The sequence below is a fragment of the Cognatundibacterium rivi genome (genome assembly GCF_018139565.1).
Taxonomy (GTDB): domain Bacteria; phylum Pseudomonadota; class Gammaproteobacteria; order Burkholderiales; family Burkholderiaceae_D; genus Undibacterium; species Undibacterium rivi.
In genome coordinates, this window is record NZ_JAGSPK010000005.1 from 57937 (window position 1) to 72323 (window position 14387).

Below are 14387 nucleotides of genomic sequence, written 5' to 3' on the forward strand. Positions count from 1 at the left end.
TAGAAGTGAATGTGATGCCAGCGCTTATTTCACCAACACTGGTACGGAGATACCGGAATACTGCCCAGGCGAGCGATAAACGCGTTGCGTCGCCTTTTGGAAATCGTCAGGATTTGCCTTAGGAATATCCATAAATTTTTGCGGATTTAAGTCGATCAACGGGAACCATGAGCTTTGTACCTGCACCATGATTCTGTGCCCACGGCGAAACGTGTGATTGATATCCGGCATACGGTAGCTCACCGTATCGACTTTGCCCGGCGCAAACGGCATAGGTTTGTCAAAACCATGGCGGAACTTCCCACGCAAAGGTTCGCCACGGATTAATTGCTGATAACCAGCCATTTTTATCGCCGGAGGTGGCACATCACTACCCCGGTCACGCGGTGCTTGTCGCTCAGGATAATCGTCAGGATAAACGTCGATCAGTTTCACAACCCAGTCAGCATCGGTACCGGATGTCGAAACAAATAGACGGGGACTGACGGGCCCCGCAATCGTCACATCGTCTTCCAGTACATCCGTCTGATACACCAGCACATCGGGACGGGTAGAAGCAAAACGCTGATCTAACACCATGTACTCGCGCGGTACGCCCGTTGCCACATACGAGATAAACGGCACAGGTTTTTTCGGATCGCTGATATATTCGTCAAAGGTGTTGAATTCTTCCTGCGGTTCTCTCCAGCTCAGCTTCCCATTCGCAGAGAAATACAAGGTACGGTTTTGTGCCTGCTGTGGTGGCCAGCTGGCGTATTCACGCCAGACATTGGTTCCGGTTTCAAAAACAGTCGCTTCTGCCAGCGCCTTCCCTTTTGCGTCTTTCAGATGCTGCTCAAAAAACGGAAACAGAATATTTTTACGGTAATACTCACCCGTTTTCACATCAAAGCTGACATTCCCTAATGACTTACCCTCAGCGCCAGCCCAGCCACCATGCGCCCACGGCCCCATCACGATGCCATTAAAACTGCCTTTATTATTCGCTTTGATGGCCTGATAGGTTGTGAACGGCCCCTGCGCATCCTCGGCGTCATACCAACCGCCAACCGTCAGCACAGGCGTTTTAACGTTTTTCAGATGCGCCGCAATATTGCGCGACTTCCAGAAATCATCGTAACTGGTATGCGCAATGGTCGGCATCAGTAATTCGCGCTGTTTATCACTGAGTTGTGCCGTGATATTCCCCAGCGTCAGATGCTGCAAAAAATACTGATAACTATCCTGCGTTCCATAGTCAAACTGCCCCCAGCTTTTCGGCAAACGGGTAGGATTTTTTTCTGCTGTGAAATTGGAATAAAAATCAAAATTTGCCGACAACATGAAGGCGCCACCATGATAGGAATCATCGCCCATATACAAATCCGTTACTGGCGCCTGCGGTGACGCCGCCTTGATTGCCGGATGCGAATCGATGATGCTGGCGGAAGTATAAAACCCAGGATAAGAAATACCCCAGATGCCGACTTTACCGTTATTACCCCGCACGTTTTTTAACAGCCATTCCACTGTGTCATACATATCCTGGCTTTCATTCCCTTCTCCGGGAGTGCGGTCAGATTTCGCATGGGGCGTCATTTCCTGCCACTTACCTTCTGACATATAGCGTCCGCGCACATCCTGATTCACGAAAATATAGCCGCTGTTTTCAAACTCTTTTGATGGGCCGACAGAACGCGGATAAAAATCCACACCATAATGCGACTCTTCACCATCATGCACACCGCTACCGTAAGGCGTTCTGACCATCAGAAACGGATAAGTTTTAGACGTATCTTTGGGAACATAGACCACCGTGAATAGACGCACACCATCACGCATAGGAATCTGATACTCATATTTGGTGTACAGCTCACGCACCGAGGGCTTGCTTTCAGCTTTTTCCGTTGCATCAGCGGCAGCCAGCGCAGAGCTAAGCGGATTAAACGTCAGCAGCGACGCACATAACAACGCTGAAAGTTTCAAACGAGTCATCACAGATCCTTTTTCTTATCGGATTTTCACGGAACATCATTTCTTTTGACAACTACTTACACGCATATTCATCTATTTACTAATTAAAAATCACGCTTCATCGTGCAACATAAGGAAACAATAGATTTTCAGAATGCTGCTAATATGCAGTACATGAACATGATGGATCATCGCCATCTGTTACTGAGTGTTTTTTTTGCATTAAGTTTCGGAATTTTACTGAAACAGTCATTTATATGCTGAAGGTTGACATCATGAAGGTACTCAAGCTGCTTTGCATGACCGGATTTACTCTTTGTTTTTCCGCCAATGTGCTGGCGCAATCACACTCAAGCCCGGTCAGCTCTGTTCGTCACGGCTACTATGCCGGACGCCCATTCCCCGGATACTCCTATTACAGTCCCCGCCCGTATTACGGCAACCACGGCTATTACCGAGGGCATTACTCTTATTTTCCAGAGGTTCTTCTGGGATCAGTCGTCGTAGGCGCCATGCTCAGCGCGCCATCGGTCGTGTATAGCAACCAGACCTACACAACGTATGCGCCCTACCCAGCGTACGCAACGACCTATAGCACCTATTCCAGCCCAACGTATAGTAGCGAACCGGTGACCAGTTATACCTATTCCGACCCCATCCCGGTAACAAGCAATAACGGCGACTGGCTGTACTGCAATCAACCAGATGGTTTTTACCCTGCCATTAAAGATTGCCCCGGTGGCTGGAGAAAAGTGCCCGCACAAGGACGCTAACATCGCCATCCATGTTCAATCCAAGGTGGCGACATCCGTCGCGCTGTAAATGAAGATATAAAAAAAGGACGCCAATACGGCGTCCTTTTTACATAGCAAACTACTTCGCAACCAACAGCTGATTCACTATTTTATTTTTTCAAAATTTTCCTGATTGCTGCAGCCAGCTCTTCTGCCACAAACTTGGCGACGTAGGCGTCTGCACCAACACTCTTAATATGCTCCTCGTTCGTAGAACCGGAAAGAGATGAGTGGATAATCACGGGTAAATTTTTATAGCGATCATCCTGCTTGATCTTACGTGTCAGGGTAAAACCATCCATTTCAGGCATTTCCAGATCGGTAAGTATCATTGCCACTTTGTCGCTGGCAGGCTTCCCATCTGCAAGAGAGGCTGCCGTCATTGACTGCAATTTATCCCAGGCCTCTTTACCCGTTTTAGTCATGATAAACGGCGCACCTATCGCATTCAGCGCCTGTTCGATCAAGCTACGAGCCACGCCAGAATCATCCGCCGCCAGAATGACAGCGCCTTCTTTCATGAGCAACTTGTCGCCTATCGTATCCGGGTCAACATCTTTCGTGTCGGATGGCGTAATCTCACGCAGGATCTGCTCCACATCGAGCACCTGAGCCAGACGGGTATTCTCAACATCACCATCCAGACGTGCAATACTGGTTACCATGCCACCTACAGCACTGTTTTCTGCTGACAGGACCTGACTCCAGTCAAGCCGGACGATTTCCTCAACAGATTCGACCGCAAAACCCTGGGTGGTACGCGCATATTCAGTGACCAGCATAATATTCAGGCCTGTTTTCGGCGTACATCCGACAACCGCAGGCAAATCAATCACTGGAATTATTTGCCCGCGCAAGTTCACCACACCCAGCATATGGGGAAGAGAGCCAGCAACAGCAGTAATCGCAGGCATCGCAACGATTTCACGCACTTTAAACACGTTGATACCAAACAATTCAGAGCGATCGCCATTTGTATCGCCACCTAATCGGAACAGCAGCAATTCAAATTTATTCGAACCTGTGAGATTGGTACGCTCGTCCACTTCCTGCTGTACTGTACTCATAAATATTTCCTTCTAAATTAAAGAGAACTGGTTCGATGGTATGTTACCAATTTCAACGGATAAGCCAAACAAATTTATCTTTCAATACAGGGAATTCACATCTTTTTGCAGTTCCTGAACAAAAATAAGACGATCAAAGCGCAAGTTCCCCGCATCTGTTTTATTTAATAATCCGATAACAAGGAGTGTACGCTTTCCCCGGCAATTTCATACGATTTTGTGCAACAAAAGAGCTTAATAAAGCATCCATGGATTCCATGATGGCGGGGTCGCCACAGATTTCAAAATTTCCGTATTGTTCTATCGCCCTGATCCCCTGATTCTTCACATTGCCGGCAACCACTCCGGAAAACGCACGTCGCAGGTTGGCGGCCAGTATGTGCTGCGGCTGATTTTTATGAATTGCCAGATTGCGCATATTTTCATGACTGGGTTCAAATGGTCGCTGAAACTCTTCATCGATCTTCAGCATCCAGTTGAAATAATAAGCGTCGCCCTTTTGTTTTCTGAATTCCCTGACCTGTTTTATCCCCTGCTCAACTGCGCTGGCAACCGCGACGGGATCATTCACAATAATCTGATAGTGCTGCTGCGCCTGAGTGCCCAAAGTGCTGGCGATAAACTGATCAATCTGATGAAAATATTCCGCGGCACCTTCCGGGCCTGTAAAAATCAAAGGAAACGGAATTCCCTCATTTTCTGGATGCAGCAAAATACCAAGCAAATACAGAATCTCTTCAGCCGTGCCAGCACCACCCGGAAAAACAATGACAGCATGCCCGATACGGACAAAAGCTTCGAGCCGTTTCTCAATATCGGGCAAAATGACCAGATCATTGACGATGGGATTCGGCGCCTCGGCAGCGATAATTCCCGGTTCGGTCAAACCTATGTAGCGGCTATGCGCAATACGTTGCTTGGCATGACCTATCGTCGCCCCTTTCATCGGCCCTTTCATCGCTCCCGGGCCGCAACCGGTGCAAATATCCAGGTTACGCAAGCCAAGCTGATAACCGACTTGCTTGGTGTAGTCATATTCATGGCCAGAAATAGAGTGCCCACCCCAGCACACCACCAGATTCGGATTCACCTGAGGGCGTAACAAATTCGCGTTACGCAAAATATGGAACACCGCGTCAGTGATTCCCTCGCTGGAGTTCAGATTGAATTTATTTCTGTCTGCAATTCCCGTCGCGACACTGTTTTCCATTTCGGCATTCATAAACAAAATGTCGCGCAATACGGCGAACAGATGCTCTTGAATTCCTTTGATCATGACCCCGTTGACAAAAGCCAGAGCAGGTGCGCCCTTGATATCCAGTTTAATTCCACGCTCACGCTGAACAATGCTGATATCAAAATTCTTATAACGCTCCAGCAATTCTTTGCCATCATCCAAACCGCTACCGCAATTCAATACCGCTAACGCACAGCTACGGAACACCTGATACAAACCACCATGACTGTTATCGAGCAACTTACTGACTTCCGCTTTAGACAATACTTCCATGCGACCTTCCGGTGCAATCTGACTATCAATCACTTCATATTCCATCACTGCTTTTCTCCGATCAATCAAATTAATCCCGCACCTCAAACTCTCGACACCATGCTATTTCAGCACTGGCCTTCATACGTTGCCCATTATGCCTCGCAGCAAACCATTTATATCTTGCACATGATTTTAATCATTGAATTTCGATCAGAAACAACTTTACGGCGCTCGCGGAATTTATTTTCGTTGCGCACTTGTATATGGGCCGCTTGCCATGTATCATTCGCCCTCTTCAGACGCGGGGTGGAGCAGTCTGGCAGCTCGTCGGGCTCATAACCCGAAGGTCGTAGGTTCAAATCCTGCCCCCGCAACCAATCAGCCTATCTCAGACCTGTCATGCCGACAGCGACTCGATTCAATCGAAAATCCCGGTGCAATCTTAGTCTGAGACATTCGGCACGCAACAGAATTGTTCTGGTGTATCACTTGTTTTATCAATATCCCATTAAAAAATCAGGGCAGTCATTCGTTTATGAATGTGGCATTCCTTGGTAAAGCTGATTATTTTTTTAAAAAAACTGACGCTACTGATTCAGACGAAGTCCGATGAAAGATTACAAAGATAACGCGACAATGGAGTTACCCGGATTCGGTGAGCCTGCGTTTGAGGTTCCAGAGGTCAGAAAGGGCAATACCAAACCCCGACAGGGAAAAACCATCAGGCAAGAGCAACTTGATTTGCTTGCTGCACTGGGTCCGACAGATATCAGCGGACTGCCAGCCTGGGTTAACGATGAAAATACCGATCTGACGGGACTTCCTATCTGGCGCTGAAGACAGTCAACGAACCAACGCCTTGATCAACGGCCATTGGCGTCTTGAAATAGGCAGGCGTTCAACAGAACCAGCGACGATTACCTGCCAATTTTCACTGACCTTTTCGTTCTCGCCATCCATATCGACAATGTGCGTCGCGCGCTCGACCCCTGCAATCGCTGCTTTCGCAACCAATGCATTTCTGTGGATGCGTATAAATTTATCTTTCAACTCTGTTTCTAATGAAGTCAGAGATTCCTCCAGCAAAAACTCTTTTTGCGACGTATATAAAGTCACGTATTTCTGCTCCGCCTTCAGAAATAAAACATCACGAACCGGAACCAGCAAAATACGCCCGCGCTCAGGAACAGAAAAATTCTCGCGGCAAACAAGCGCGGGTATCTGCTCATGGGTCGCGTTCGCAGACACTGTCACCGGAAGGCGATTCGCTACCCGGGTAATTGCATCAGCCAGACGATTCGCCCTCACCGGTTTCAGGAGATAATCTGCGGCTTGCACACCGAACGCCGGAAATGCAAATTCATCATAGGCCGTGATAAAAATAATCGCCGGAACACCGGAGACGGCCGCGTGGTCGCGCAAATACTGCGCCATTTCCATTCCACTCATTTCCGGCATCTGTACATCGAGCAAAATAATGTCAGGCTGCAATTCTGCAATTTTTTCAAGGGCAGACTTTGCATTGGATGCCTCACCGATCAACAGATGCGGACATTCAGCCTGAATATCAGACAATAATGCCGTCATCCGCTCTCTTGCAGGAGCCTCATCATCAACAATAAGAATGGTAGGAGTCATCATCTTTGCGCAGGAAAATGTAATATCACTTCAAAACTATCATCTGATTTTCTGATACTCAATTGCGCCTCAACGTCATACAACAATTTTAAGCGTTGCCGGATGTTGTCGAGCGCCATTTGATTTCCGGAAGATAATCTGGCGTCCTGATGCACAGGATTCCGCACACGGATTTCGATTTTATCCAATCCTTTCTGAATATCGATGAAAATCGTTGCTGCTCCCGAAGATGGCTCGACACCATAGTGAACCGCATTTTCCAATATCGGTTGCAATAACAACGCGGGGATTTGTATCTGGCGCATGTCTTCGTCCGTCAACTGTTCTGTATTCCAGGCTAACTGCAGACGCTCCCCAAGCCGCAAAGATTCTATCGCGAGATATTGCCTGCAAAGGTGTAACTCGTCATGCAAACTCGTCATAGTACGGGTGTCACGCATCAGCACCCGAAACAAATCAGATAAATCCTCGATCACCGACTCGGCCCGACGCGGGTCTTTCCGTATCAGCGACAATGCAGTATTCAAACTGTTAAACAAAAAATGTGGTCGTATTCTGGCCTGTAACGCCTGTAAGCGCGCCTCACCTAACGCAGGCGAAAAAGCGCGGGTACGCAGCTCAAAATACTGTTGCAGGCAGAATCCTGAAACACCAGTGAAAATAAGAATAAATCCTGCGTTCAAGCGAGGGAAAGCAAGTGAAAACCATTCAAACTGACCAAAGAAGGTGAGCAGAAAAATACTGACTGCAGTTGGAATCAATACACAGGCCAGTCGCTGTAACCAAGCTGGGGAGGCATGTGAATAGACATAGCGGCGACAAGCACACAACAGGAAAAGCGAAAGCAGGCAAATCGCTTCTATCAGCATCGACGCTTCAATGAAATTCTCCAAAATCAGCGCCCAGCCGTCGCCACGCGAGGCCAATCCCAGCAAAACAACCATACTGACACCCGCCAGCACGCGGAAAATCACGCCGATATTGCAGCAATCGGGAATCACAGGTTCATTCTTTGGGACAGATAAAACAGTCGTCATCGTGGTTTTGCTCGGGGAAAAGTGGTGCGGTGTTTTATAATCGGGGAATATTTATCGCTAACCGCAGCCAAAACGGCAATCAATCCATTATGACATCACAATTCAATAAAAAAAGCGAGGCATGGTCTGCCCGTTTCTCCGAGCCAGTTTCCGATCTCGTCAAGCGCTACACCGCTTCGGTATTTTTTGACAATCGCATGGCGGCGGTGGACATTCAGGGTTCTCTCGCGCATGCGGAAATGCTGAGTGCGCAAAATATCATCAGCGCTCAGGATTACGCCGATATTCAACGCGGTATGGCACAAATTCAGTCAGAAATTGAATCGGGCAAATTTGAATGGTTGCTGGATCTGGAAGACGTGCATCTGAACATAGAAAAACGCCTGACCGAACTGGTCGGTGACGCAGGTAAACGACTGCATACCGGCCGTTCACGTAACGACCAGGTCGCTACCGACATCCGCCTTTACATGCGCTCTGCGATTGATAATATCGTCGCCCTGTTGCGCGCACTGCGCAGCGCATTGATTGATCTGGCAGAAAAAAATGCCGCTACGATTTTGCCGGGTTTTACGCACATGCAAGTCGCACAACCGATCACGTTCGGACATCATATTCTGGCGTATGTTGAAATGTTCGGACGTGATACAGAACGCATGCTGGACTGCCGCAAACGCGTCAATCGCCTGCCACTGGGCGCTGCAGCACTGGCAGGTACCACCTTCCCGATTGACCGTGAACGTGTTGCTAAAACATTGGGCTTCGATGAGGTATGCTACAACTCACTGGATGCCGTTTCCGACCGCGACTTCGCGATTGAATTTTGCGCCGCTGCCGCGTTGGTAATGACGCATATCTCACGCATGTCTGAAGAACTGGTGATCTGGATGAGCCCACGGGTTGGCTTTATCGATATTGCCGACCGTTTCTGTACCGGCTCTTCGATCATGCCGCAAAAGAAAAATCCTGACGTACCAGAACTTGCCCGTGGCAAGACAGGTCGCGTCAACGGACACCTGATCGCGCTACTGACACTGATGAAGGGTCAGCCACTGGCGTACAACAAAGACAATCAAGAAGACAAAGAGCCGCTGTTTGATACGGTCGATACCCTGGTTGATACCTTGCGTATTTTCGCTGATATGGCAACAGGTATCAGCGTCAAACCTGAAGCCATGCGTGCGGCTGCCTTGCAAGGTTATGCAACTGCAACCGATCTGGCCGATTATCTGGTGAAAAAAGGTTTGCCGTTCCGTGATGCACATGAAGCCGTTGCACATGCCGTCAAAACTTGTGTAGAAAAAGGCTGTGATCTAAGCGAAATGTCGCTCGAAGAATTACGCGGCTACTCAACATTGATAGAACAGGATATTTTCCAGGTACTGACTTTGGAAGGCTCGGTCGCTGCTCGCGATCATATCGGCGGCACAGCGCCAAATCAGGTAAGGGCAGCAATTGCACGTGCACGCCAGTCACTCGCATAAACTCTCGTATTAACTACAAGTATCAGGTGCAGCCCGTCTCAGGGCTGCACCTTCCCGCCTCAAGACCCGCTCCCACCCCAACTCTTCCGACGCTATAAGTAATTCTACTTAAACAGCGGATATTGCACCGCAACACCATGTTATATTGCCCTTCTGGTTGGCAGCCAATACAATATTTGGCGAAAATAAATTTTTATCTAATAAAAATTCTACGGCGATTATTCTGGGCCGTCAGTTAATAGAGACGCTTGCTATTTCACACTGTCGGTGACCAGTCGATCCTTTTCATCACATTCTTTCAGGAACCCTTTATGTCACACCAACTAAAACTGATGGTTGCAAGTGCCTTGCTCGGATGGACTGTCATTGGCAATGCTGCCGATATTAAAGTCGGAGTTGCCGAAGCACTGACCGGTCCGGCAGCAAAATACGGCGTTGCAATTAAAAATGGTTTTACTCTGGCAGCCGATGGCATCAACGCAAAAGGTGGCGTCAACGGAAACAAAATCGCCCTGGTTGTCGAAGACGAACAAGGTAAGAAAGAAGAAGCGATCAATGTTTTCAAGAAACTGATCTTTCAGGAAAAGGTTTTACTGATCTTCGGCCCAACTTTATCCAATTCCGCGTTTGCCGCTGATCCTATCGCCAACGCGACGAAGACCGTGGTTTTTGGCACCAGCAATACTGCGGATGGCATCACCAACATGGGGCCATTCACTTTCCGCAACTCAGTGATGGAAGCGGACGTTTTACCAGTCACCACTCGTGCGGCGGTGAAAAAATTCAATATCAAAAAAGTGGCGGTGTTGTATGGTAACGATGATGCCTTTACCAAGAGCGGTTACGACGTATTCAAGTCAGCGCTCGCAGATCAGAAAATCAGTGTCACCGATACCGAAACCTATGCGAAAGGCGACGTTGATTTCAAGGCACAACTGACCAAAATCAAAGCGTCGAATCCTGACGCGATCGTCTGTTCCTGCCTCGCTGAAGAAGCCGCCAATATTATTTTACAAACCCGCTCGCTCGGTATGAAGCAACCCTTTATCGGCGGTAACGGGTTCAACTCACCAAAACTGTTTGAAATCGCAAAAGACGCGGCTGACGACACCTTGATGGGCAGCCCATGGTCGATAGAGAATACATCTGCCGCAAACAAAAAATTTATCGCCGATTACAAAGCGAAATTTGGCGGCGAACCTGATCAATTTGCAGCACAGGCTTTTGATGCACTGAATATCGTTGCAGAAGCGTTGAAAACCGTAAAACTGACTGGCAGCATTGATAAAGACCGTATTGCATTGCGTAATGCCCTGCCTGCAATTAAATTTGAAGGCGCTACCGGCAAATTTGCGTTCCGCCGGGCTGCTGCAAAGGATGGTAAAGAAGCAGGTTACGATGCGCAGCAAGAAGCCATTGTGAATATTGCGAAAGGCGGTAAATTTATACTGCTGAAATAATATTCATCTTTAAAACACAGCGGTTCCGCCACCGATAGCGCGAACCGCTGCTGTGTTTCTAAGGTATGGATTTTTACTCTGCGTGAGTTGATATTTTGCCGCAGACTTTTTTCGGCGTTTCTGATCTGAACTTCTTTCATTTCCTTAAAACGCTTTTCTGACAAAACTGATCAGCAACTCAACCTCGGTAAGAGTCGCCACAGTTTTTCGCCTGGATCATCATGTTTGAACAACAACTTATCAATGCCCTTTCGCTCGGTAGCGTGTATGCATTGTTTGCCCTCGGTTTTACTCTCGTTTTTGGTGTGCTGGGTGTCATCAATCTCGCACATGGCGCGATATTCATGCTGGGCAGCTATATCGCTCTATTACTGGTCAATCAATTCCAGATGTCCTTGTGGCTGGCAATGCTGATCGCGATGCTGACGTGCGGTGTGATCGGCGTGATCGTCGATTTTCTGGTATTGCGACCTTTGCGCAAACGGAATGCGCCTCATCTGGCACCGATGATCGCCACCATCGGCGTCGCCATCATGATTACGAATGTGGCACAGGGGTTCTTTGGCGCAGAAAACAAACGCTTTCCGTTCGGCACGATACCGGAAGAGAGTTTTACCGTCGGTAATCTGCACCTGACCGCCGTGCAATTAGCCATCGTCCTGATTTCATTTGCGCTGATGGTCGTGCTGCTCATTATTATGCGCCGCACGCAACTGGGCAGAGCCTTACGGGCAATTGCAGAATCACCTAAAGCTGCGTATCTGCTCGGCATCAATGTTGAAGGCCTGTTTCTGTTCACTTCTTTTGCGGCGGCAGCGCTCGGCGGTGCAGCAGGTGTGCTGGTCGGCCTGTCTTTCAATGCAATCTCACCATTCATGGGACAACCGATGCTGCACAAAGGTATTGCGGTGATTATTCTGGGTGGCATGGGCGATATCCGCGGTGCCTTGATTGGTGGTTTATTTCTTGGCTTTGCCGAAGTCATGAGCGTCGCTTATCTTTCCAGCGACTTCCGTGATGCCGTGGCATTTGGTTTATTGTTTGTGATCTTGTTGGTTCGTCCTTCCGGCATGTTTGGCAAGATTTTAGAAAGAAAGGCATAAGATCATGCTCGAATGGTGGGATGGTTTCTGGGCTATATACAGCACTGTTATTTTTGGTATTGGCATCAATGCGATGCTGGCACTCTCGATTTATCTGACCTTGTCGTGCGGCTTGCTGTCACTCGCCAACGCCGCATTTATGGGCATAGGTGCATATGCGGCGTCCATGATCAGCATGCAGACAGAGCTTGCATTCCCGGTCGCATTGCTTGCTGCGGGCATTGCGCCTGCACTTGTCGCTCTCGCTGTCGGTATTCCAACTTTGCGTCTGTCAGGTGTTTATCTGGCAATGGCGACGCTTGGCTTCGGCGAAGTGGTACGCGTCGTTGTTCTGAACATGGAAATCACTGGTGGTCCCATGGGTCTGAACGGCATTCCGCTCAAAACCGAATGGTGGCACATCGTTTTTATTTTAGGCGCCACCTTGTTTATCCTGGCGAGATTACGTCGCTCGAAAACCGGGCGCGCATTTGAAGCGATTAAAGAAGACGAAATCGCCGCACGCTTAATGGGTGTCAACGTGGCAGGGTATAAACTGCTGGCGTTTGTGCTTGGTGCAGTCATCGCAGGTATTGCTGGCGGTCTGAATGCGCACTACACCTTCACCATAGGCCCGGGGAATTACGCATTCGAAAATGCTGTCGACATTCTCACGATGGCGGTCTTCGGTGGCACCAGTAATCTGATTGGCCCGGTGATAGGCAGCACGATCCTGACATTGCTGCCTGAAGTGATGCGTTCGCTGAAGGATTACCGACTCGCCGCCAATGGCCTGATTCTGATCATCGTGATTCTGTACCTGCCTAAGGGCATCTGGGACCCGGCTAAAATCCGCGCGCTGCGCCGCAAATTCACTTCCCGCAAGTCTGAAGAGGTCGCTTAAATGTTGCAGTTACAAGCTATCAGTAAAAATTTCGGCGGTTTGCAGGTCTTGCAGGACGTCAGCTTCACCATGCCTCAAGGCAGTATTTTCGGCCTGATCGGTCCTAACGGCGCAGGTAAAACCACTATCGTGAATCTGATCACTGGTCTGTTACGTCCATCGAGCGGAGAGATACGTTTTAACGATCAGGATCTGAGCGTGGTCGAACCCCACAAAATCACGCAACTCGGCATCGCCCGCACGTTTCAGAATATCCGCATTTTCAAGGAAATGAGTTTGCTGGAAAACGTCGTCGTTGGTATGCATGAGCACCTCAATTACAGCGTCGGCAGCATGTTGTTTAATCTCACCGCATATAGAAATGCAGAAGCGAAAGCACGTGAACGTGCCCATGAATTGCTGACCTGGGTAAGACTCGATCACAAAGCACACATGCTGGCTGACAATTTATCGTATGGCGAACAACGTAAGCTGGAATTCGCGCGGGCACTTGCAACGCAACCGAAATTATTGCTGCTCGACGAGCCGGTCGCTGGCATGAATCCCGCAGAAAAAACCGAGCTGATGGCGGAAATTAACAATATCCGCCAACGTGGTTTTTCGATTTTCATGATAGAACACGACATGCGCTTTGTAATGGAGCTCTGCGACCGCGTCGCAGTACTCAATTTCGGCAAAATCATTGCAGAAGGCACACCAGACGAAGTGCGCGCCAATCCGGATGTGATCGAAGCTTATCTCGGCAAGGAGGACGCAACATGAGCCCTATATTAAGCATCCAGAACCTCAGCGTATCGTATGGCCACATCCGTGCCGTCAAAAATATACAACTGGAACTCAACGCAGGCGAAATCACGGCCCTCGTCGGTGCCAATGGCGCGGGCAAGAGCACATCATTACTCGCCGTCTCCGGTCTGATCAAAGCAAATGCCGGAAAAATTCTGTTTGACGGCGAAGATCTGACGACACTCTCGCCGCATCAGATCGTGCAAAAAGGCGTGGTGCAAGTTGCCGAGGGGCGCGCGATTCTGACCACATTAACGGTACAGGAAAATCTCGATCTCGGCGCCTATACACGCAAAGATAAAGCACAGATCAGCAAGGATCTGGACTATATATTTCATCTGTTTCCGGTGCTAAAAAACCGCGCTTCCGGACTCGCAGGCAATTTATCCGGTGGCGAACAACAAATGCTGGCGATAGGCCGCGCGCTCATGGCCAAGCCTAAAGTGCTGTTACTCGACGAGCCATCGATGGGTCTTGCACCGTTGATGGTGCAGGAAATTTTCCGCGTACTGAAAGAAATCAACCAGACCGGGCTGACGATTTTACTGGTCGAACAAAACGTCAGACAAGCACTGAAAATCGCCCAAAGCGGCTATGTTCTTGAAAATGGCGAAATTGTGTTGCAAGACAGCGGTCAGAACCTGCTGAACAACCCGAGAGTGATCGAGGCATATCTGGGTGCATAACGAT

At 48.8% G+C, this 14387-nt stretch carries 13 protein-coding genes and 1 tRNA gene; 9 read left to right on the top strand and 5 right to left on the bottom strand.

Annotation, left to right across the window (positions count from 1 at the left end):
- Nucleotides 1–24: 24 nt before the first annotated feature.
- Nucleotides 25–1974 (bottom strand): CocE/NonD family hydrolase, encoded by a 1950-nt coding sequence (locus KDM87_RS13680; protein WP_212679601.1) that lies wholly within the window; start codon nt 1972–1974, stop codon nt 25–27.
- 491 nt (nt 1975–2465) lie between these two features.
- Between KDM87_RS13680 and KDM87_RS13685 the strand changes: the two genes are divergently transcribed.
- Nucleotides 2466–2726, top strand: coding sequence for a hypothetical protein (locus KDM87_RS13685; protein WP_212679602.1), 261 nt, complete (start codon nt 2466–2468; stop codon nt 2724–2726).
- Nucleotides 2727–2857: 131 nt separating this feature from the next.
- Here KDM87_RS13685 and KDM87_RS13690 read toward each other — a convergent pair whose 3' ends face one another.
- Together KDM87_RS13690 and ppnN are read right to left on the bottom strand one after the other, a co-directional pair.
- The gene (locus KDM87_RS13690) at nt 2858–3814 is read right to left on the bottom strand and encodes a chemotaxis protein (protein WP_212679603.1); all 957 of its coding nucleotides are present in this window, start codon (nt 3812–3814) and stop codon (nt 2858–2860) included.
- A 160-nt stretch (nt 3815–3974) separates the two neighbouring features.
- On the bottom strand, nt 3975–5369 hold the full coding sequence (ppnN, locus tag KDM87_RS13695; RefSeq protein WP_230407808.1) for a nucleotide 5'-monophosphate nucleosidase PpnN: 1395 nt from the start codon (nt 5367–5369) through the stop codon (nt 3975–3977).
- Between the two features lie 237 nt (nt 5370–5606).
- On the opposite strand from ppnN, the gene KDM87_RS13700 reads away from it, so the two are divergent.
- Nucleotides 5607–5683 (top strand) — tRNA-Met (locus KDM87_RS13700).
- Nucleotides 5684–5915: 232 nt separating this feature from the next.
- Nucleotides 5916–6143, top strand: a complete 228-nt coding sequence (locus KDM87_RS13705; protein ID WP_212679604.1) for a hypothetical protein — start codon at nt 5916–5918, stop codon at nt 6141–6143.
- Between the two features lie 6 nt (nt 6144–6149).
- On the opposite strand, the gene KDM87_RS13710 is transcribed toward KDM87_RS13705, so the two are convergent.
- Nucleotides 6150–6947: a LytR/AlgR family response regulator transcription factor gene (locus tag KDM87_RS13710; RefSeq protein ID WP_329604943.1), complete on the bottom strand. Its 798-nt coding sequence runs from the start codon at nt 6945–6947 to the stop codon at nt 6150–6152.
- Nucleotides 6944–7981, bottom strand: coding sequence for a sensor histidine kinase (locus tag KDM87_RS13715; RefSeq protein ID WP_212679605.1), 1038 nt, complete (start codon nt 7979–7981; stop codon nt 6944–6946). Before KDM87_RS13715 ends, KDM87_RS13710 begins: the two co-directional genes overlap by 4 nt.
- A gap of 89 nt (nt 7982–8070) precedes the next feature.
- Between KDM87_RS13715 and argH the strand changes: the two genes are divergently transcribed.
- The 6 genes from argH (at nt 8071) to KDM87_RS13745 (ending at nt 14383) form a co-directional block, all read left to right on the top strand.
- Nucleotides 8071–9465 carry an argininosuccinate lyase gene (argH, locus tag KDM87_RS13720; protein WP_212679606.1) on the top strand — a complete coding sequence of 465 codons (1395 nt, stop codon included), beginning with the start codon at nt 8071–8073 and terminating at the stop codon, nt 9463–9465.
- A 332-nt stretch (nt 9466–9797) separates the two neighbouring features.
- Nucleotides 9798–10925: an ABC transporter substrate-binding protein gene (locus KDM87_RS13725; RefSeq protein WP_230407809.1), complete on the top strand. Its 1128-nt coding sequence runs from the start codon at nt 9798–9800 to the stop codon at nt 10923–10925.
- Between the two features lie 221 nt (nt 10926–11146).
- Nucleotides 11147–12028: a branched-chain amino acid ABC transporter permease gene (locus KDM87_RS13730; protein ID WP_212679608.1), complete on the top strand. Its 882-nt coding sequence runs from the start codon at nt 11147–11149 to the stop codon at nt 12026–12028.
- Between the two features lie 4 nt (nt 12029–12032).
- Nucleotides 12033–12911: a branched-chain amino acid ABC transporter permease gene (locus KDM87_RS13735; protein ID WP_212679609.1), complete on the top strand. Its 879-nt coding sequence runs from the start codon at nt 12033–12035 to the stop codon at nt 12909–12911.
- Nucleotides 12912–13673 (top strand): ABC transporter ATP-binding protein, encoded by a 762-nt coding sequence (locus KDM87_RS13740; protein WP_212679610.1) that lies wholly within the window; start codon nt 12912–12914, stop codon nt 13671–13673. It abuts the gene before it with no gap.
- Nucleotides 13670–14383, top strand: a complete 714-nt coding sequence (locus KDM87_RS13745; RefSeq protein WP_212679611.1) for an ABC transporter ATP-binding protein — start codon at nt 13670–13672, stop codon at nt 14381–14383. Before KDM87_RS13740 ends, KDM87_RS13745 begins: the two co-directional genes overlap by 4 nt.
- Nucleotides 14384–14387 lie beyond the last annotated feature (4 nt).